The organism is Streptomyces sp. NPDC002181 (genome assembly GCF_042890485.1).
Lineage (GTDB): Bacteria > Actinomycetota > Actinomycetes > Streptomycetales > Streptomycetaceae > Streptomyces.
The window spans coordinates 138,036-156,702 of record NZ_JBIASC010000010.1; the positions used below are offsets into that span (position 1 = coordinate 138,036).

17 protein-coding genes are annotated in these 18,667 nt (G+C 73.3%); 5 read left to right on the forward strand and 12 right to left on the reverse strand.

The features are described from left to right. Positions 1-23: 23 nt before the first annotated feature. Positions 24-740, reverse strand: coding sequence for a FadR/GntR family transcriptional regulator (locus ACFYXV_RS23820; protein WP_385465769.1), 717 nt, complete (start codon positions 738-740; stop codon positions 24-26). A 105-nt stretch (positions 741-845) separates the two neighbouring features. Here ACFYXV_RS23820 and ACFYXV_RS23825 point away from each other — a divergent pair, with 105 nt between their 5' ends. Both ACFYXV_RS23825 and ACFYXV_RS23830 read left to right on the forward strand, forming a co-directional pair. Beyond that, on the forward strand, positions 846-1,421 hold the full coding sequence (locus ACFYXV_RS23825; protein ID WP_385465772.1) for a gluconokinase: 576 nt from the start codon (positions 846-848) through the stop codon (positions 1,419-1,421). 12 nt (positions 1,422-1,433) lie between these two features. After that, complete coding sequence (locus tag ACFYXV_RS23830; RefSeq protein ID WP_385465775.1) at positions 1,434-2,831, forward strand: gluconate:H+ symporter; 1,398 nt, start codon at positions 1,434-1,436, stop codon at positions 2,829-2,831. 10 nt (positions 2,832-2,841) lie between these two features. On the opposite strand, the gene ACFYXV_RS23835 is transcribed toward ACFYXV_RS23830, so the two are convergent. The 6 genes from ACFYXV_RS23835 to ACFYXV_RS23860 form a co-directional block, all read right to left on the reverse strand. Continuing rightward, the gene (locus ACFYXV_RS23835) at positions 2,842-3,081 is read right to left on the reverse strand and encodes a hypothetical protein (protein WP_389383961.1); all 240 of its coding nucleotides are present in this window, start codon (positions 3,079-3,081) and stop codon (positions 2,842-2,844) included. After that, positions 3,078-3,908, reverse strand: coding sequence for a hypothetical protein (locus ACFYXV_RS23840; protein WP_389383962.1), 831 nt, complete (start codon positions 3,906-3,908; stop codon positions 3,078-3,080). The genes ACFYXV_RS23835 and ACFYXV_RS23840 overlap by 4 nt, the downstream gene beginning before the upstream one ends. An 82-nt stretch (positions 3,909-3,990) precedes the next feature. Beyond that, complete coding sequence (locus ACFYXV_RS23845) at positions 3,991-5,178, reverse strand: cytochrome P450 (protein ID WP_385465782.1); 1,188 nt, start codon at positions 5,176-5,178, stop codon at positions 3,991-3,993. A gap of 137 nt (positions 5,179-5,315) precedes the next feature. Further along, positions 5,316-5,831 carry a protein phosphatase gene (locus ACFYXV_RS23850; RefSeq protein WP_389383963.1) on the reverse strand — a complete coding sequence of 172 codons (516 nt, stop codon included), beginning with the start codon at positions 5,829-5,831 and terminating at the stop codon, positions 5,316-5,318. A 35-nt stretch (positions 5,832-5,866) separates the two neighbouring features. Continuing rightward, the gene (locus ACFYXV_RS23855; protein ID WP_389383964.1) at positions 5,867-6,604 is read right to left on the reverse strand and encodes a hypothetical protein; all 738 of its coding nucleotides are present in this window, start codon (positions 6,602-6,604) and stop codon (positions 5,867-5,869) included. A gap of 304 nt (positions 6,605-6,908) precedes the next feature. Next, the gene (locus tag ACFYXV_RS23860; protein ID WP_389383965.1) at positions 6,909-10,475 is read right to left on the reverse strand and encodes a S8 family serine peptidase; all 3,567 of its coding nucleotides are present in this window, start codon (positions 10,473-10,475) and stop codon (positions 6,909-6,911) included. Positions 10,476-10,639: 164 nt separating this feature from the next. On the opposite strand from ACFYXV_RS23860, the gene ACFYXV_RS23865 reads away from it, so the two are divergent. The 3 genes from ACFYXV_RS23865 to ACFYXV_RS23875 all read left to right on the forward strand — a co-directional run bounded on the left by ACFYXV_RS23865 (position 10,640) and on the right by ACFYXV_RS23875 (position 14,532). Beyond that, positions 10,640-12,145, forward strand: coding sequence for an MFS transporter (locus ACFYXV_RS23865; RefSeq protein ID WP_385465791.1), 1,506 nt, complete (start codon positions 10,640-10,642; stop codon positions 12,143-12,145). Between the two features lie 13 nt (positions 12,146-12,158). Continuing rightward, positions 12,159-12,785, forward strand: coding sequence for a DUF6629 family protein (locus ACFYXV_RS23870; protein WP_389383966.1), 627 nt, complete (start codon positions 12,159-12,161; stop codon positions 12,783-12,785). A 91-nt stretch (positions 12,786-12,876) separates the two neighbouring features. Next, complete coding sequence (locus tag ACFYXV_RS23875) at positions 12,877-14,532, forward strand: GMC oxidoreductase (RefSeq protein ID WP_389383967.1); 1,656 nt, start codon at positions 12,877-12,879, stop codon at positions 14,530-14,532. 72 nt (positions 14,533-14,604) lie between these two features. Here the strand turns inward: ACFYXV_RS23875 and ACFYXV_RS23880 are convergent, their stop codons facing one another. The 5 genes from ACFYXV_RS23880 to ACFYXV_RS23900 all read right to left on the reverse strand — a co-directional run bounded on the left by ACFYXV_RS23880 (position 14,605) and on the right by ACFYXV_RS23900 (position 18,653). Continuing rightward, the gene (locus tag ACFYXV_RS23880; RefSeq protein WP_030296442.1) at positions 14,605-15,084 is read right to left on the reverse strand and encodes a carboxymuconolactone decarboxylase family protein; all 480 of its coding nucleotides are present in this window, start codon (positions 15,082-15,084) and stop codon (positions 14,605-14,607) included. Next, positions 15,081-16,163: a dihydrodipicolinate reductase gene (locus ACFYXV_RS23885; protein ID WP_389383968.1), complete on the reverse strand. Its 1,083-nt coding sequence runs from the start codon at positions 16,161-16,163 to the stop codon at positions 15,081-15,083. Before ACFYXV_RS23885 ends, ACFYXV_RS23880 begins: the two co-directional genes overlap by 4 nt. 57 nt (positions 16,164-16,220) lie before the next feature. Next, positions 16,221-16,343 (reverse strand): DUF6126 family protein, encoded by a 123-nt coding sequence (locus ACFYXV_RS23890; protein WP_037635127.1) that lies wholly within the window; start codon positions 16,341-16,343, stop codon positions 16,221-16,223. A gap of 25 nt (positions 16,344-16,368) precedes the next feature. Continuing rightward, entirely contained in the window at positions 16,369-17,019 is a 651-nt protein-coding gene (locus ACFYXV_RS23895) for a helix-turn-helix domain-containing protein (RefSeq protein WP_385465806.1), read from the reverse strand. A 107-nt stretch (positions 17,020-17,126) separates the two neighbouring features. Then, positions 17,127-18,653: an ATP-dependent DNA ligase gene (locus ACFYXV_RS23900; protein ID WP_389383969.1), complete on the reverse strand. Its 1,527-nt coding sequence runs from the start codon at positions 18,651-18,653 to the stop codon at positions 17,127-17,129. Positions 18,654-18,667: the final 14 nt, after the last annotated feature.

Sequence of the window (18,667 nt, forward strand, 5' to 3'; positions counted from 1 at the left end):
GGTGAACGCGCTTCAGGGGCCGGTCAGGGACCGGTGGGCGCCGGGGCGAGGACGTCGAGTTCCTCCAGGGCGCCCACCGCGATCTGCCGGGTCAGGGATTCGGCGCGGGCCGCGTCGCCCTCCCGCACGGCCTCGGCGACCTGGACGTGGAGGGTGACGGCGGCCGGGTCGGGGTCGGGGAACATCACCGCGTGCTGCGTACGGCCGGTCAGGACCTCGGCGACGACGTCGCCGAGCCGGGCGAACATCTCGTTGCCGGAGGCGTTCAGCACGATCCGGTGGAATTCGACGTCGTGGCGCAGGTACGCGTCGAGCTGGTGGCCGCGCGAGGTGCTGACCATGCCGAGGGCCGCCTCCGTGAGCGCGGCGCACTGGCCGGGGGTGGCCCGGACGGCGGCGAGGCCGGCCGCGACCGGCTCGATCGCGGAGCGCAGCACGGTCAGCGAACGCAGCTGGCGGGGGCGGTCGGCGCCGGCGAGGCGCCAGCGGATGACGCGCGGGTCGTAGACGTTCCACTCCTGCGCGGGGCGCACGGTGACGCCGACCCGGCGGCGGGATTCGACCAGCTGCATGGACTCCAGGACGCGCACGACCTCGCGGACCACGGTGCGCGAGGCGTCGAAGCGCTCCGCGATCTCGTCGGTGCGCAGGACGCTGCCGGGCGGGTGCTCGCCGGCGGTGATCGCGAGGCCGAGGGTGTCCAGCACGTGGGAGTGGAGTCCCTGGCCTTCTGTGGTCATGGCGTAAGCGTACGGTGACCTCCCGGCGGACAAAAGATGTGATGTTTTGCCGCAGACTCTTGAATAAGTACTACTTAATGGGCTTCAGTGAGGGCGCACGAACCGATGTCGACGAAGGCAGCGAGGTACGAGGTGAGCGGCACCCAGCGCGTGCTGGTGGTGATGGGCGTGGCCGGCACGGGCAAGACGACCGTGGGCAGGCTGCTCGCGGACGCGCTCGGCCTCCCCTACGTGGAGGGCGACGCGTTCCACCCGGCGGCCAACGTCGCCAAGATGTCCGCCGGCATCCCGCTGGACGACGCGGACCGGTGGCCCTGGCTGGACGCCATCGGCGCCTGGCTCGGCGCCCGCCCGGCCGGACAGGGCGCGGTGCTGGCCTCGTCGGCACTCAAACGCGCATACCGCGACCGGCTGCGCAGCGCCGCGCCGGACGCCGTGTTCGTACACCTGGCCGGCGATCGTGCGCTGATCGAGCGGCGCATGGCGGAGCGTACGGGCCACTTCATGCCGGCCACGCTGCTGGACTCGCAGTTCGCCGCGCTGGAGCCGCTCCAGGAGGACGAACTCGGCGTCGTCGTCGACGTGTCCGGATCACCCGAGGAGATCACCGAACGGGCCCTGGCCGCGCTGTCCGCGCTGCCCGGTGCGGGCCCGTACGCCGCTCCCTCCCGAGAAAGCTAAGGAACCCCCACCGTGACAGGTCTCAGCGTCGAGATACTGGCGGCGGCCGCGCCCGCACCGATCACCTCGGCCGGGAACGCCCGGCTGGGCGTGGCCGTCCTCGCGGCCATCGCCGTCATCGTCCTGCTCATCACCCGCCTCAGGCTGCACGCCTTCCTCGCGCTGACGGTCGGCTCGCTCGCCCTCGGGGTGTTCGCGGGCGCCCCGCTGGACAAGACCATCGCGAGTTTCACGGCCGGACTGGGCGCCACGGTCGCGGGGGTCGGCGTACTGATCGCGCTCGGTGCGATCCTCGGCCGGCTGCTCGCCGACTCGGGCGGCGCGGACGAGATCGTCGACACCATCCTCGCCAAGGCCAAGGGCCGGGCCATGCCCTGGGCCATGGTGCTGATCGCCTCGGTGATCGGGCTGCCGCTCTTCTTCGAGGTCGGCATCGTGCTGCTGATCCCGGTGGTGCTGCTCGTGGCCAAGCGCGGCAACTACTCGCTGATGCGCATCGGCATCCCGGCGCTGGCCGGCCTGTCCGTCATGCACGGGCTGATCCCGCCGCACCCCGGCCCGCTCGTCGCCATCGACGCGCTCCACGCCGACCTCGGCGTGACGCTCGCGCTCGGCGTGGTGGTGGCGATCCCGACCGTGGTCATCGCCGGGCCGCTGTTCTCCCGGTACGCGGCCCGCTGGGTCGACATCCCGGCTCCCGAGAACATGATCCCGCAGCGGCCGCCGGCGGAGTCGGAGCACCGCCCGCGGTTCGGGGCAACCGTGTTCACGGTGCTGCTGCCGGTGGGTCTGATGCTGGTCAAGGCGCTGGTTGACATCGTTGTCGACGATCCGGCGAACGGGCTGCAGCGGGTCACCGACGTCGTGGGATCCCCGCTGATCGCGCTGCTCGCGGCGGTGTTCACGGGCATGTTCACCCTGGGGCGGGCGGCCGGGTTCACGAAGGCACGGCTCTCGACGACGGTGGAGAAGTCGCTGGCGCCGATCGCGGGCATCCTGCTCATCGTGGGCGCGGGCGGGGGCTTCAAGCAGACGCTGATCGACGCGGGCGTCGGCCGGATGGTCCTGGAACTGTCGGAGAGCTGGTCCGTCCCCGCACTGCTGCTGGCCTGGCTGATCGCCGTGGCCATCCGGCTCGCGACGGGCTCGGCCACGGTCGCCACGATCTCGGCGGCCGGGCTCGTGGCTCCGCTGGCCGCGGGCATGTCGACCACGGAGACGTCCCTGCTGGTGCTGGCGATCGGATCGGGCTCGCTGTTCTTCAGCCACGTCAACGACGCCGGGTTCTGGCTGGTCAAGGAGTACTTCGGGATGACCGTCGGCCAGACCGTCAAGACCTGGTCGGTGATGGAGACCATCATCTCGGTGGCCGGGCTGGGCTTCGTCCTGCTGCTGTCACTCGTCCTGTAGCCCCGCTCCGCTACGGCGTGTCCTCCAGTTGGGCGGCCGCCACGGCGAGGCCGTTCGCGGCGGTGGCGCAGCGGTCGGCCAGGGCGGCGACCTCGGCGCGGAACGCGTCGGCCCGCGGGCCCCGCCAGTCCAGCGCTTCGGCTGCCGCGTGCAGCCGGAGCGCGTGGGAGCGCAGGGTGGCGGAGTGCTCGCGCAGGCCGTCGGCGGGGTGCGGCGGGCCGGGCCGCTGCCGCCGGGGTCCGGGGCTCACCGGCTGCGCCAGGGCTGGACGAGGAGGATGCCGCCGGTGCCGATGAGACCGATGGCGTGGCCGCAGCCCTTGTGCGGGGCGGTCGTGGCGGGACATCGGCCCTGTCCCCCGTCTCGGTACCGATCCCGGTCACGGTCCCGGTCGCGGTCACCGTCCCGGTCCCGGTCCCGGTCACGGTCCGGGTCGAAGAACGCCCGGACGGCGGCGCCGAGTCCGAGCAGGGGCTCCGCGGGCACGGCCCGGCCGGTGGCCACCTGCCAGCCCGCGTGGTCGTTGAAGGGGTTCGCGTCGGTCAGCGCGTTCCAGGCGAACAGGTCGGCGAAGGACGGGGACAGCAGCGCGAACGCCCGCTCGGCGCCCCGGTCCCGCACGAGCCGGCGGAACACCCGTGCGGCCGCCGCCTGCCGGTCCTCGTCCACGGCCCGGAGGATCGCCGCGCACTCGGGATCGTCCAGCAGATCGGGCCGCTCCGCGCTCGCCGCCCGGATCCGGGCCTTGAGACCGCAGACGGCGAGGCTGACGGCGAGGCTCTCGCGGCCGGTGAGGATCCCGGCGAACCAGCCGGCCCGCGCCACACCCCGCCCCCGCGGGGCCCAGCCCAGGCCCGCCGGATCGGTGAGGGTGCGCAGCAGGGTGCGCCAGCCGCTGCGGGAGCGGGCGCGGCGCCGGCCCAGGGCGACGGCCGGAAGCCGGGTGCCGAGGGCCAGTTCGGAGGCGTGCCGGGCGGCCTCGCCGACCGCGTCGGCGGCCTCGGCGAGCTCGCGGCACAGGGCGTCGAGCAACTCGGCGTCCGGGTCGGTGGGCGCGGAGGTCGCTGCGTCGGACATGGGATCCTCGCGGGAGGTCGGTGGGGAGGGTGGCGTCGGCGGGTTCGGTCGGCGACGAGTGACGAGTGGCGAGTGGCGTCGGTCAGCGGCGGGTGAGGGTGAGCCGGATGCCGCGCGGGTCCAGTGCCACGGGCAGGGGTCCCGGCGGGTCGAGCAACGGCCGGGTGGCCGTGATCCGGCGGTGGCGCAGGACCTCGGCGCACAGGGCGGTGGTGATCAGCAGGCCGAGCCGGTCGCCCGGGCAGCGGCCCGGGCCGTGGCCGAAGGGGGCCATCCGGATGTCCTCCTCCGCACCGGGGGTCTTCCAGCGGCCCGGTACGAAGACGTGCGCGGCGGGCACGTGCTCCGGGTCGCGCTGGTGGAAGTGGGCGGGCAGCAGGACCGTGGTGCCGGCGGGGTGGCGTACGCCCCGCCACTCGGTCTCGGTACGGGTGACGCGGACCAGGTCGGGCACCGCCGGGTAGAGGCGCAGGCACTCCCGTACGCAGGCCCGCAGCCGGGGCAGGTCCTCGGGGGCGCCGGATCCGGCTGCTTCGGCGGCCGCCGCGTCCTGCTCGGCCGGGTGGGTGCCGAGGAGGAGCAGGGTGCGGAGCACCGTGGCCGGGATGCCGTCCACGGCCCGCAGGGCCTGTTCCGCCCGGCCGGCGTACGCGGCGGAGCGGCCGGGCAGCGCGTGCCCGTCGGGTGCGCCGCGGCGGCGGAACCGGCCGAGCAGCCCGGTGGGGTGATCGTCCCCGGCGTCCGCGCCGTCTCCGAGCCCGATCCGGCGGGCGGCGCGGGCCACGGCGTGCCGGGCGCGGACGAGGTCGAGGGTGGCGGCGGCGGTGAGGTGCCGGGCCTCCTCGGCGATGACGGCGCGGACGGCGGCGCGGGAGTGGACCGCGCCGGGGCCGGGCCGGGGGGCGGTGCCGGGTTCGGCTTCGTAGAACTGCCGGAGTTCCTGGCGGTCGAGCAGGACGAGGACGGCTCCGGAGAGCCCGCGTACGAGAACGGGGGCCCCGCCGTGGCGGGCGCGCAGGGCGCGCAGCGCGTCGGCGGAGAAGGCCGGCCGGGCGCCGCCGGAGCCCCGGCCGCGCACGAAGAGCGGAAGGGCGCGGCCGGCGGCGAACCGGACGGACCCGGCGCGGCCGGCCCGCGCCTGCTGCCCGCGTGAGACGGCGGCCTGCGTCGTACCGGGACCGGTCATGGCCGCACCACCTCCCTGGGATCGGGCCGCCGGGGCGAGGTCCTCCGGCGGGACGCCCGGGGCGGCCTCGTGAAGCGTGCGCATCCGGGTACCTCCGCGCGCGGCCGGAAACCAACGGTCGGTGACATCGACCTCACCGTACGTCCCCCCGCTCCCACCCGCGCCCCGAGCACTGGGCCGTGTCTTTCGGATCATGGCGGGCCCGGGGCGAAGGACACGGCCTAGCCGGGTGGCTCCAACCCGACGAGCAGCGCGGCCACGCCGAGCCCGGCGGAAAGGTAGGAGGTGAAGGCCTCGTTGCTCAGCGCTGCGGGCGACCGCCGCTCCCGTACGAGCGCCACGGCCTCACCGGCCGGCAGCCCCCGTTCGATCAGCATCTGGGCGATCACGAGTCCCGAGCGGTTGTAGCCGGAATGGCAGCGCACGAGGACGGTGAGTCCTTTGTCGAGTGCCGAGACGCCCGTCCGGGCAAGGTCCTCCACCCCGTGCAGCTCGGCGGCGGTCAGCGGCCCGTCGGGCATCTCCCTGACCAGGTGATCCACGTGGGCGTCGGGGCCGTGCCCGGATCGGCTGTAGAGGCTGATCACGAGGTCGAACTCGGAGCCGGCCACGACGGGACGCAGCTCCCCCGCGGGGTCGGTCCAGTGGTGACCGCCCATCCAGAGGCGGGGCACGATCTCGTCCCAGGGGGACTGCGGGCCGGGCCACTCGCGGTCTCTCTGTCGGGTTCTCCGCATCCCGGTCCCACTCCCCCCGTCATGCCGATATCGGCTCAAGGATAGGGAGTTGGCGCGAAGGCCGCTTCGCGGAAGGTGGTGCGGAGGGGGCCCGGGGGGTGGGTGGGGAGGAGGAAGGCCCAGCGCGGGAGGCGGGGGGAGAGCCAGACCGCCGGGGTTTCGCCGTACGACCAGGTGCCGTGCGGGGCCGGGTGCCACAGGAGGCCGCGGGCCGGGGTCAGCTCCCCCGTGCGGATGCGGAGGGATTCGGTGACCCAGGCACGGGTGAGGGGGTGCTCCGCCGGGGAGAGGAGGTGGCCCAGGAAGCGGGCGAGGTCGGCCGGCGGTGCGTGCAGGGTGTCGTCGGCGAAGGCGGTGCCGGTCATCCCGAGGGGGTGCCAGACGCGGGTGGCGGCGAGCTCGGCGAGGGGGAGGCCGGTGAGGTGCTCGGCGAGGCGGGTGAGGGTGGTGTGGGCCTCGGGGCCGGTGGAGTGGCTCAGCAGGTGGTGGGCCGTGGTTCCGGCATCGGCCTCGACCCCGTACGCCGCAAGTGGCGTGTGCAGCCGCAGCGCCTCCTCGGCCACCAGGCTCCCGATCACCGGCCACAGCGCGAGTACGGGCTTCAGCCCGCCCACGTCGAGGGCCGGGGCCTCGTCCGCAGACCCGGCGTGCGGCCCGTCCGGCCCGCCGACGGCCCACACCGCGTCGGGGTCGGCGGCCTGGACCACCGCCCGGATCCGGACTTCCACGCCGGCTGCATCGGCCGCGTCCGCGCGGTCGCTCTGGAGCGTCATGGGCTCCACGCTAGCCACCGCCCGGCGGGGCCCGCCGGTCCGGCGCCCCGGGGTGGCGCGGATTCGCCCCGGGCCACCCGAATGCCAGCGGCGCCCACCGGCGCCCGCCCCGGCCCCGGCTCCGGAAGACGTCGGCCTCGATCACCGGCCGCCGGCGGCCGGCGGCCGTCCCGACACCGACACCGACGCCGACGCCGACGCCGACGCCGACACGCGGCCGGAGCGTTCCCGTGGTGGCCGTGCGCGGAAGGGGCGGGCCGCCCTCCGGCGACCCGCCCCCGTCATCTGCCGGTGCCCGTGCCCGTCAGCTCTTGTCGGGGCGGTCCGTCACCCGCAGGGAGTTCAGCAGCGGCTTGCCGTACCCCCCGTGCGCGACGAAGCGGACGTTGAGCACGCCGTCGGTGACCGTGACCGTGTACGTCCGGGTCAGGGCCGTGTACGAGCCGCCCGACTCCAGCGCGATGTCCAGCGAGGGAAGCACCTGCGTGCCCTCCGCCATCACGTCGAAGACCCGCTTGTTCGGCTTCGTCGACGACAGCTCCGCGAAGCCGAGCTCCACGGTGTACGTGCCGTTCGGGACGTTGTCGAAGCGGTACTCGTACATGCCCTCACGGGCATTGCGGAACAGCTTCTGGTCCGCCGTACCCGCGATGGTGCGCCCGGTGGAGTGCGTCGAGGAGCTGCCCTGGTAGCCGTACGAGCCGGCGGTGTACTTGCGGTCCGGGGACCAGCCGTCCCCGAGCGTGTCCGTGGCCGCGGAGTCCGAGCCCGCGTCCAGGGCCACCTGGTAGCGCGGGACCACGATCTTGACCGGGACGGTGAGGACCGGGGCCCGCCCGCTCGCCGATGCGATCTTCAGGTCGGCCGTCAGGACCGTCCCGGCCGCCAGGCCCTTGGTGTCCACGGCCAGGTCGAGCGTGGTCTTGCCGCCCGTCGGGAGGTTCCCCGTCCCGGGGGTGGCCGTCAGCCAGGCCGCGTCCTCGGTCACCGTGAAGTCCGTGCCCAGGCCCGGGTTGGTGAGGTCGAGGGTGCGGGTCCGCTTCTGGTCCGCCGGCAGGACGACCTCGACCGCCGTCTTGGCGGCGGTCACCCGGCCCGTGCGCAGGGACTGCGTCACGCTCGTGACGTCGGCCGCCTTGACGTCCACCGTCGCGGCAGCGGATTCGTACGCCGGGGCGGTGAGGGACACCGCGCGCGCACCGGAGGGGCTCTGGACGACGTACCCGCCGTCCGCCGCCGTGGTCGCCGACACCGCCGTGTCGCCGGTTCCGACGGTCACCGTGGCGCCCGCGACGCCCTTGCCGTCGTTCGCGTCGAGCACCTTGCCCGCCACCACGCCGCTCTTGGTGGTCTTGAAGGCGATGGCGAGCCCGTCGGTGATGCCCGCCTGGTTGAAGGAGTACTTGAAGGCGTCGGTGCCCGTCGCGTTCTCCACGCCGACGGTGGCCGAGGAGCCGCCCTTGATGCCGGTGCCGCCCGTCCCCTTGTAGGTGTAGACGACGGTGCCGTCCTCGCCGATCGCCGCCGAGAACGAGAACTTGTCGGTCTGCGCCGACCAGTGGGACACCTCGCGCCACTCGATCACGTACGTCCGGTGCGGGGCGGTGCCGGTGACGCCGGTGAAGACGCCGGAGCCGCTGCCGGCCGCGCCGACGACCAGGTCGTCCCAGAACGGGTACAGCGCCGCGTTGGGCGTGGCCGTGCTCGGGAGGTCCCCGTTGATGTCACCGGTGTTGTTGCCGCCGAAGCTGACGGTGCCGTTCGTCCCGATCCAGGCCTGGCCGTACGTCTTTCCGTACATCGGGACGGGGAACGGGAGGTCGACGCGCTCGGTGGTGTTGTCGCCGGTCAGCGCGAGCTGCCGGTCCCCGGCCGCGTAGGGGCGGCCGCCGGGCGTGGCGCAGGCGTAGCCGTATCCGTCGGTGCGCTCGGGCAGCGTGACCGCGACCGAGGTGTCGCCCGCGACGGTGGTCCGGGCGCTGCCGCCGGTGACGCAGCGGGAGGAGTGCGCGGCCCGTACCTCGTAGGTGCCGTGCGGCAGGGTGACCTCGAAGCGGCCCTGCTCGTCGGCGGTCGCGGTCACCGGGGTGTCCGTGACGGTGACGGTGGCGCCCGCGGCGGGGCCGGCGGGCGAGGTGACGGTGCCGGTGAGCTTGCCGGAGGGGGCCTGGGTGAGGGTGAAGTCCCCGGTGGCGGTGGCGTTCTCGGTCACGGTGGCCGTCGAGGTCTGCTGGCCGTAGCCGAACTTGGAGACGGTCAGGTTGTACTCGCCCACCGACAGGGAGCGGAAGGTGTAGGTGCCGTCGGCCGCGGTGGTCGTCGTACGGCCGATCGGGCCGGCGGCGGTGACCTTGGCGCCCGCGACCGGCGCGCCGGCGGAGCGGACGGTGCCGGAGACGGCGCCGATGGCCCCGCGCGGGGCGCCCGAGACGGCGGCGAGCGCGTCGAGCTTGCCCTCGCCGAACACGTTGTTGTCGGCGGCGTTGCCGCCGCACTGGCCGTTGTCGGTGTCCTGGGCGGTGCCGTTGAGCAGCTGCTCGGTCTGCGCGACGTCGCCTTCGAGGGCGGGGGCGGCGGACCAGAGCAGGGCCACGGTGGCAGCGGTGTGCGGCGAGGCCATGGAGGTGCCGGAGAAGGCCTCGTACGCACCGCCGGGGACGGAGGAGCGGACGTTCACGCCGGGGGCCGCGATGTTCGGCTTGACGATGCCGCCGGGGCCGGCTCCGCGCGAGGAGAAGGACGCGATGGCGCCGTTGATGTCGAAGGCACCGGAGCTGTAGGAGTTCGCGTAGTCGCCGGGCGAGCCGCTGGTGGCGCAGCCGGGGCCGGAGTTCCCGTTGGAGAAGGCGGGGAAGATGCCGGCGGCGCGCCAGGTGTCGACGATCTGCTGGTACCAGTCGTCGTGCGTCGCGCTGCCCCACGAGTTGTTGACCACGTGCGGGGCCAGGTCGGGGCGCGGGTTCTGGCCGCTGAGGTCGGTCGGGGCGACGATCCACTGGCCGGCGGCGAGGAGGGAGGCCTCGGAGCAGGAGTTGGTCTCGCAGCCCTTGGCGGCGATCCATTTGGCGCCGGGGGCCACGCCGATCTTGTTGGCTCCGCCGTCGTCGCCGACCATGGTGCCCATGGTGTGGGTGCCGTGGTCGTTGTTGTCGCAGGGGGCGGCGGTCGGGCAGACACCCGCCGGGTCGAACCAGTTGTAGTTGTGGTCGTACGACCCGTCGGCGTTCCTGCCGCGGTACTGGCCGTTGACGGCCGGGTGCGTGTAGTCGACGCCGCTGTCGATGTTGGCGACGACGATGCCCTCGCCGCGTACGCCGAGCTGGTCCCAGACCTGCGGGGCCTTGATGCTGTCGATGTTCCATTCGACCGCGTCGGCGCCGGCCTTCTCCCGTTTGCCCTCGGCGGGCTTGGGGAGGGTGACCTTGTCGTCGGCGTCGATCCGGGCGACCTCGGGGCGCTCGGCGAGGGTGCCGGCGAGTTTCTGGCTGCCGACGACGCGGACGGCGTTCACGATCCAGTACGAGGTGTACTCGGCCTTGGCCCCGTCGAGGGCTTTGATCACCTCGGCCTGGCTGCGCGCGGCGTGTTCCCGCTTGGTGCGCAGAACCGTTTCAGCCTTGGCGGCGCGGGTCTTCTGCCGCCCCGCCGCCGTCAGGTCGGCGGCGCTGTCCAGGTAGACCCAGAAGACGGCTTTGCCGGAGTCGTCGAGCTGGGTGCGGAGTTTCGGCTCGATCTTGCGCTCGGCCGCTCCGGGGGTGGGGCCGGGTTCCGGCGCTGCCGCCGCCACGCCCGCTCCCACGGGCAGGAGCAGGGCCGTGGTGAGAGCGGCGAGCGCCGCGCGTAATGATCGTCGCCTGTTGCGTTGGGCCACGTGTGGTCCTCCTCGGACGCCGTGTGCAGGTTGTGCGGGAAGGGCGTGCGCGACGTGCGCGGTCATGGTGAAGGAAGGGTCATGGACATTACAAGAGGGCCTCATGAGCCGTACGCCTCGCGCCTGGGGTGGCCATCGCGGCCCCGGCGGGTCAGCCTGAAGACATGACGGATCCAGCGCCGGGCACGCAAGAGCGCGATCCGGCCGGGCCCGGCGTGCCGCTGGCGTCGGCCCGGGGCCGGTGGATCGTACTGACCACCGTGCTCGGCTCGACCATGGCCATGCTCGACTCGACCGTCGTCAACGTCGCCCTCCCCACCATCGGAGTGGACCTCGACGCCGACATGGCCGTGCTCCAGTGGACCGCCAACGCCTACATGCTCACCCTGGCCGGACTGATCCTCGTCGGCGGAGCGCTCGGGGACCGCTTCGGGCGGCGCCGGATCTTCGTCCTCGGGGTGGTGTGGTTCGCGGGCGCCTCGCTGCTGTGCGGGATCGCACCGAACACGGGAGTCCTGATCGCCGCGCGGGCCCTCCAGGGCATCGGCGGGGCGCTGCTGACCCCCGGTTCGCTCGCGCTGATCCAGGGCTCGATCGCCGCGGAGGACCGGGCCCGGGCCGTCGGGCTGTGGTCGGGGTTCGGCGGGGTGGGCGCGGCCGTGGGGCCGTTCCTCGGCGGCTGGCTGGTGGACGGGCCCGGCTGGCGCTGGGTGTTCCTGCTGAACGTGCCGGTGGCCGCGGTGTGCGCGCCGATCGCCCTGCGGCACGTACCGGAGTCGCGTGACCCGCAGGCGCACGGGCGGTTCGACGTGCTCGGCGCCTTCCTGGGCGCGGCCGCCCTGGCCCTGCTGACGTACGCGCTGATCGAGGCCCGGTCCGGGTCCCCGCTCGTGATCGCCTCGGCCGTCGGGGGCGTGCTGCTGGCCGCCGCGTTCGTGTACGTCGAGCGGCACCGGGCCGATCCGATGCTGCCGCCCGACATCTTCGCCTCCCGCCAGTTCACCGCCGTCAACGTGGTCACCCTGTTCGTGTACGCGGCCTTCAGCGGGTTCTTCTTCCTCTTCGTGCTCCAGCTCCAGGTGGTGGCCGGCTACTCGGCGCTGGGCGCGGGGGCGGCCCTGCTGCCGACGACCGCGCTGATGCTGCTGCTGTCGGCCCGTTCGGGGGCGCTCGGGGAGAAGATCGGGCCGCGGATCCCGCTCACGGTGGGGCCGCTGCTGTGCGCGGTGGCACTGCTGCTGATGCTGCGGGTGGGGCCGGACGCCTCGTACGTGCGGGACGTGCTGCCGGCGCTGATCGTGATGGGCCTGGGCATGGTGGCCCTGGTGGCTCCGCTGACGGCGACCGTGCTGTCCTCAGTGGACCCCGGCCGGGCGGGCCTGGCCAGCGGCATCAACAACGCGGCCGCGCGGGCGGCCGGGCTGCTGGCGGTGGCGGCGCTGCCGCTGCTGGCCGGGATGGGGCCGGACGCGTACCGCTCGGCGTCCGAGTTCGACGCCGCGTTCGGGCGGGCCATGCTGTGGTGCGCGGGGCTGCTGGTGGCGGGCGCCGCCTTCGCCTGGGCCACCGTACGCAAGCCCGTGCCCGGAGCCGGGTGCCACCCGGAGTGCCGCACCTACTGCGCGACGACCTCTCCCCCGCTCGAACCCCCGAGGGCGGCGAAACCCTGACCGGCGGGGTGCCATGTGCTGGAACGCCACGGCCGATCTGACGGCGGGTGCGGTCATCACCGCCGTCGGGATCGTGTGCGTGGCGCGCGTACGCCGGGCCCGCGATCTGCCGGTCGCCGCACTGCCGTTGCTGCTGGGTGTCCACCAGCTGGTGGAGGCCGCCGTATGGCGCGCGGGCGGCGGCTGCGGCCCGGCCACCACGGCCTGGGTGGTGATCGCCCTACCAATGCTGCCGGTCTGGGTGCCGCTCGGGGTCCTGCTCGCGATCGCTCCGGGGGACCGGCGGCGCCTGTGGGGGCCGGCGGCCGCCGGGCTCGCCACCGCCGCCGTGCTCGCGTACTGCCTCGCGACGCGGCCCGCCGTCGCCGAGATCCGGGGCCACACCATGGGATACGGCGTGAAGGTTCCGTGGATGCCGCTCTTCCTCGCGGGCTACCTGTTCGCCACGCTGGGGGCCCTGCTGCTGTCCGGCGACCGGCGGCTGCGGCTCCTCGGCGCGGTGCTCGCCGTCGGGGCATTGGCCTGCTCAGCGCTGTGGCGGCTGGAATTCGCCTCCACCTGGTGCGCCTTCGCGGCGGTCGCTTCACTGCTGGTCCTGGGGTGGGTCCGGCGCCCGCCGCCGGCCGGCTCTGTGACGTGACAGGCCGAAAGTTACCTAGACGTATGTAGTGACTTCCCATGCGACCGGCAGTAGAACTCGTTCCCATTCCGCCGAGAGTGAGGAACGTCACATGAGTGACAAAGCCCTGCACAAATCCGGCTCCAATGGAATCTCACGCCGTGGATTCATGGCTGGAACAAGTTCTATTCTTGGCGCCGCGGCCCTCGCCGGTCAGATCACCCCGGCCCAGGCGCGAACGGCCGCCCCGGCAACAGCGGACGCCGGCCCCATCGGCAACGGCGCTCACGTACCGGCCCTGGTGATCGGCACCGGCTACGGGGGCTCCGTCGCCGCCCTGCGGCTCGCCCAGGCCGGCGTCGACGTCCACATGATCGAGATGGGGATGGCCTGGGACACCCCGGGCTCCGACGGCAAGATCTTCTGCAACACGACCACGCCCGACCAGCGCTCGTTCTGGCTGCGGACCAGGACCAAGCAGCCCCTGAGCAACTTCCTCGGCTTCCCGATCGACAAGGACATCCCCCGCTACACCGGGATCCTGGACGCCGAGGAGATGGGCGGCATCATCGTCTACCAGGGCCGCGGAGTCGGCGGCGGCTCGCTGGTCAACGGCGGCATGGCGGTCACCCCGAGGCGAGCGAACTTCGGCGCCATCCTCCCGTCGGTGGACGCGGAGGAGATGTACAACACCTACTACCCCCGGGCCAACGCCGGACTGGGCGTCGGCCTGGTCGACCCGGCCTGGTTCGACACCGTCGACTGCTACCAGTTCGCCCGCGTCGGCCGCAAGCACGCCCAGCGCTCCGGCTTCCCGTTCGTCTTCGTACCGGACGTCTACGACTGGGACTACATGAAGCAGGAGGCGGCGGGCACCGTCCCCAAGTCCGCGGTGGCCGGGGAGATCCTCTACGGCAACAACTACGGCAAGAAGTCGCTTCAGAAGACCTATCTCGCACAGGCCAGGGCCACGGGCAAGGTCACCATCTCCGCGCTGCACAAGGTCACTTCCGTCTCCCCCGCGCCGGGCGGCGGCTACACCGTCGTCATCGAGCAGATCGACACCACCGGCGCCACGACCGCCACCAAGACCGTGGTCGCCGACAAGGTGTTCTTCGCGGCCGGCAGCGTCGGCACCAGCAAGCTGCTCGTCAGGCTCAAGGCCACCGGCGCACTGCCCGCCCTCAACGGCGAGATCGGCAAGGGCTGGGGGGACAACGGCAACGTCATGTGCGGGCGGGCCAACCACCTGTGGGACCCGACCGGCAAGGTCCAGGCGTCGATCCCCTGCGGCGGCATCGACAACTGGGACGCGGGCGGGGCGTTCGCCGAGGTGGCGCCGCTGCCGACGGGGATAGAGACCTACGCCTCCTTCTACCTGTCGATCACCAAGAACCCCAACCGCGCCCAGTTCACGTACAACGCGGCCTCGGGCAACGTCGAGCTGAACTGGCAGACGGCGTGGAAGCAGCCGTCCATCGACATGGCCAAGACCATCTTCGACAAGATCAACTCGAAGGAGGGGACGATCTACCGGACGGACCTGTTCGGCCTCAACAAGATCTGGGGCGACCACCTCACCTACCACCCCCTGGGCGGCGCGGTCCTGAACAAGGCCACCGACAACTACGGCCGCCTGCACGGATACACCGGCCTCTACGTGATCGACGGCGCGCTGATCCCCGGCAACACCAGCGTCAACCCGTTCGTCACCATCACGGCGCTCGCCGAGCGCAACATCGAGAAGATCATCGCCACCGACCTGTAGGCGATCCGTACGCAGACCCGGGGCCGTCGGACACACCGGCCGGCCCCGGACCCATGGCCCGCGTGACGGGCCTCAGTGCCCCGGCAGTACGCACACGCTGTCGAGGCCCAGCACGTGGTTGAGCCGGCCGAAGGCCAGCCAGGACCCGATGCTCATCGTCAGCTCCACGATCTCCAACTGGCTGTAGTGCGCGGTCATCCGCTCCCAGAACTCCTCGTCGAGGTTGTGGTGGTCGAGCGTGTAGCGCTCCGCGTACTCCGCGGCCAGCCGGGTCCGTTCGTCGAACCGGTCCGTGGTGCGCCACTCGGTGACGGCGTCGGAGAACTCCTCCTCGACCTTCTCCCCGTCCCGCTCGGTCCGCCAGTCGAGGCAGAACACGCAGCCGTTGATCTGCGCGACGCGCAGCCGCGCGGCCTCGAACTCGCGCAGCCCCAGGGTGGTGTGGGCGTACACCGACAGGGAGAAGTTGGCGGCGGCCATCCCGATCCCGGGGACCATGTCGCCCCACACGTACTCGATCGGGTGCTGGCCTTCGGGTATGTCGATCCTCATGGCTGTTTCCTTCCGAGCTTGCCGATGGCGGGGCGCAGGGGGACGTCGAGGGCGTCGTAGAGGCCCGGTTCGGCCTCCACCAGCCAGTCGATGGCGCCGACCAGGCGGCCGACGGCGGTGGCGTTGCCGCCCGCCGAGCGGTTCTCGCCCTCGTCGGTGGCCTCGACGGTGACCTCGATGTGCGGGCGGCCCTCGATGATCACGCGGTGGGCGCCGTCGCCGCCGTCGGGCGGGCACGGCCAGTCGGGGGCGCAGGAGGCGTGGATGCGGGTGACGTGTTCGATGACGAGGCGGGGTTCGCCCTCGACGATGCCCTGCACCTCGAAGCGGATGGCGCCCTGGGTGCCGGCCGCGAACTCGCCCATGGTGCGCGTGGTCACGGTGGTGTCGAGGGCGCGGCGGTCCACGGTCTCGCGGATCTCGTCGAGTTCGACCCCGAGGGCGCGGGCCATCATGCGGATCTGCCCGCCCCACACCATGGTGGGGACGGACGGCATGAGCATCATCGGCTCGAAGTCCATGGGCTGGCCCATGCCGACCAAGTAGCGGACCGAGTCCGGCTGGTCGTAGGTGGAGTAGTCGAATATCTCCTGGCAGCGGATGGCGTCGATGGTGCTGCCGAGCCCGCTGAGCAGGAGCGGGAGTACGTCGTTGCCCCAGCCGGGGTCGACCCCGGAGGCGAACAGCGAGCCGCCGCCCTCCGCGACGGCGGCGGCCACGGGATCGCGGAACTCGGGCGGGGCGTTGCGGTGGTCGTAGAGCGGGTAGAGGGCGGGGCTGACGACGACCGCGCCGCAGCGGATGGCCCGGGTGATGTCGGCGAGCGCGTCGTCGGGGCGGGTGTCGCCGGAGGCCGCGTAGACGACGGCCTGCGGCCGGGCGGCGAGGACCGCCTCGATGTCGTCGGTGGCCAGGACCCCGGTGTCGTGGTCGAGTTCGCCGAGCCGGCCGGCGTCGCGGCCGATTTTGTCGGGATGGTGGACGATGACGGCGGCCAGTTTCAGCGCCGGATGGGCCTCTACGGCACGGATGGCCAAACGGCCGACGTTGCCGGTACCCCAGACAACCGTGGAAATCATGCGCGGAGGGTAGCGACAGGACCTGCACGTTTCCAGAGTCGCGGGCCCCGGCCTTCGTTACTGGTTCTGGCCGCCCAGGACGAAGAGGAGGTAGACGAAGAACGCGAAGAGGTGACCGACGAACAAGTAGGCGATCAGCCGAATCACCAGACCGCGCGGGAACTTGGACTGGATGTTCATGGTGGGGCTCCTGGGCTGGACGTTGTCAGTGGTGCGCGGGAGTGCCGGGGGCGCCGCCGCCGAGGCACAGCCCGGCGAGGCTGCTCTGCAGCAGGGTGTGGACGAACAGCAGGTCGGCGCCGCTCGGCGTGGCCGCGCCGATCCGGTGCGGGGTGAGCGAGTCGAAGTGCGCGCTGTCCCCCGGTTCCAGCAGGTGCTCGGCCTCGCCCAGGTGCAGCCGCAGCCGCCCCTTGAGGACGTAGAGCCACTCCTCGCCGGGATGGACGCGGACCAGCTCGCCCTGGCTGCGGCCGTGCGGGACGTGCACGCGCAGCGCCTGCATCCCGCGGCCGGAGCCGCCGGCCTGCCAGTACGTCCACCCGTCGGCCTCGCGGGCGCCCGGACCGCCCGCCCGTACGATGGGATCGGCGACGGCGGGGGTCTCGCCGAGCAGTTCCGAGACCGTCGTACCGTAGGTGCGGGCGAGCCCGAGCAGCAGCGGCAGCGAGGGCTGGCGCCGCCCGGTCTCCAGCCGGGACAGGTGCGCGGGCGAGAGCCGGGCCCGCGCGGCGGCGGCCTCCAGGGTGAGGCCGGCGCGGCGGCGCAGGTCGCGCAGTTGCGGGGCCACGGAGGGCAGCTCGTCGGCTTCGGGGCCGGCGTCGAAGCCCTCGGGGCCGGGGGCAGGACCGGTTGTCATGCCCCGATTGAGCCAGAAACCTGCCTCCCTGGCAATTTCCGTTGCCTCTGAGGCAAAACCGGTTGGGGGTGGCCGTGCCCCGCCCGGTCGGGCCGTGACCCGCCCCGTCATCCTCCCCCGAGCACCGTCTCCACCGTGTCCGCCTCGTCCGCCCGCTTGTCCGGGCGGTGCCGCAGCACCCGCGCGAAGCGCAGCGCGACCCCCGCCGGGTAGCGGGGGGAGCGCTGGAGGCCGTCGTAGGCGATCTCCACGACCAGTTCCGGGCGCACCCGCACGGTGAAGCCGTCGTCCTCCACCGCCAGCTCGCCCAGCCGCTCGGTCTGCCAGCGCAGCATCTCGTCGGTGAGCCCCTTGAAGGTCTTGCCGAGCATGGCGTACGTCCCGTCGGCGGCCCGGGCCCCGAGGTGCAGGTTCGACAGCAGTCCGGTGCGCCGGCCGTGGCCCCGCTCGACCGCGAGCACCACCAGGTCGAGGGTGTGGACCGGTTTCACCTTGAGCCAGTGCTTGCCGCGCCGCCCGGCCGCGTAGACGGAGTCGAGGCCCTTGAGCATGACCCCCTCGTGCCCGCGGCGCAGGGTCTCGGCCCAGAACTCCTCGGCGGCCGCCGCCTGCTCCCCCGGATCCTCGACGACGAGCCGGCGCACCCGGCGCTCCTGCGGCACGAGGGCGGCGAGCGCGGCGTACCGTTCGCGCACGGGGAGGTCGAGGAGCACCTCGTCCCCGGACGCCAGCACGTCGAAGAAGTACGGGGCCACGGGCAGGGTCCGGCGGGCGGCCTCGACGTCGATCCGCGATCCGACCCGGCTCGCGACCTCCTGGAAGGGCACGGGCCGGCCGTCCGGCCCCTGCCCGATCACCTCTCCGTCGAGGATGAAACGCTCCCCCGGCAGCGCCCGTGCCAGCTCCGCCACCTCCGGCAGCCGGCCGGTGATGTCGTCGAGGGAGCGGGTGTAGACCCGTACCTCGTCCCCGTCGCGGTGCACCTGTACCCGGATCCCGTCGAGCTTCTCCTCCACCGCGCAGGGCCCGAGCGCGGCCAGGGCCTCGGCCACCGACTTGGCGGTGTTGGCCAGCATCGGCTGTACGGGCTGCCCGACGCGCAGGGTGACCTCGCGCAGGGCCGCCGCGCCGTCGGCCAGTACGGCGGCGGCCACCCGGGCCAGCGAGCCGTCGAGCATCGCGGCGCGGCGCAGCTCGGCGGCGGGTACCCCGGCGGCCGCGGCGACCCCCTCCAGGGCGACCGCGTCCAGGGCGCCCTGGCGGACCTCGCCGGACAGCAGGCTGCGCAGGAACCGCTGCTCGGGGGCGGTGGCGGCGCCGAGCAGGGCGTCGAGGATCCGGCGCCGCCCGGCCTGGGCGCCCGCTCCGGCGACGGCGGCGTACTCGGTCACCGCCGCGTCGACGGCGGTGACGGTGAGGGTGGGAGCGTCGGCGGGTTCGACCTCCCCGGCGAGCGCACGCCAGCCGATGCCGGGCCGGCCCTGCGGCAGGCGCCCGGAGAGGTACGAGATGACCAGGCCGGCCTCTTCGGGCGGCGCGGCGGAGAACAGCTCCGCGAGCAGCGCCGTCTTGCGGGAGCGGGCGGAGGTCTCGGCGACCTCCCGGGACACGCACGCGACCTCGGCGAGCAGCATGCCGACATCCTCCC

What these genes read in the sequence shown, in the direction of transcription:
- ACFYXV_RS23895 (WP_385465806.1), bottom strand. Translation starts at nt 17,019, where the DNA reads ATGACAACCGGTCCTGCCCCCGGCCCCGAGGGCTTCGACGCCGGCCCC.
- ACFYXV_RS23900 (WP_389383969.1), bottom strand. Translation starts at nt 18,653, where the DNA reads ATGCTGCTCGCCGAGGTCGCGTGCGTGTCCCGGGAGGTCGCCGAGACC.
- ACFYXV_RS23850 (WP_389383963.1), bottom strand. Translation starts at nt 5,831, where the DNA reads ATGCGGAGAACCCGACAGAGAGACCGCGAGTGGCCCGGCCCGCAGTCC.
- ACFYXV_RS23855 (WP_389383964.1), bottom strand. Translation starts at nt 6,604, where the DNA reads ATGACGCTCCAGAGCGACCGCGCGGACGCGGCCGATGCAGCCGGCGTG.
- ACFYXV_RS23840 (WP_389383962.1), bottom strand. Translation starts at nt 3,908, where the DNA reads ATGTCCGACGCAGCGACCTCCGCGCCCACCGACCCGGACGCCGAGTTG.
- ACFYXV_RS23885 (WP_389383968.1), bottom strand. Translation starts at nt 16,163, where the DNA reads ATGATTTCCACGGTTGTCTGGGGTACCGGCAACGTCGGCCGTTTGGCC.
- ACFYXV_RS23820 (WP_385465769.1), bottom strand. Translation starts at nt 740, where the DNA reads ATGACCACAGAAGGCCAGGGACTCCACTCCCACGTGCTGGACACCCTC.
- ACFYXV_RS23825 (WP_385465772.1), top strand. Translation starts at nt 846, where the DNA reads ATGTCGACGAAGGCAGCGAGGTACGAGGTGAGCGGCACCCAGCGCGTG.
- ACFYXV_RS23845 (WP_385465782.1), bottom strand. Translation starts at nt 5,178, where the DNA reads ATGCGCACGCTTCACGAGGCCGCCCCGGGCGTCCCGCCGGAGGACCTC.
- ACFYXV_RS23865 (WP_385465791.1), top strand. Translation starts at nt 10,640, where the DNA reads ATGACGGATCCAGCGCCGGGCACGCAAGAGCGCGATCCGGCCGGGCCC.
- ACFYXV_RS23870 (WP_389383966.1), top strand. Translation starts at nt 12,159, where the DNA reads ATGTGCTGGAACGCCACGGCCGATCTGACGGCGGGTGCGGTCATCACC.
- ACFYXV_RS23880 (WP_030296442.1), bottom strand. Translation starts at nt 15,084, where the DNA reads ATGAGGATCGACATACCCGAAGGCCAGCACCCGATCGAGTACGTGTGG.
- ACFYXV_RS23890 (WP_037635127.1), bottom strand. Translation starts at nt 16,343, where the DNA reads ATGAACATCCAGTCCAAGTTCCCGCGCGGTCTGGTGATTCGGCTGATC.
- ACFYXV_RS23875 (WP_389383967.1), top strand. Translation starts at nt 12,877, where the DNA reads ATGAGTGACAAAGCCCTGCACAAATCCGGCTCCAATGGAATCTCACGC.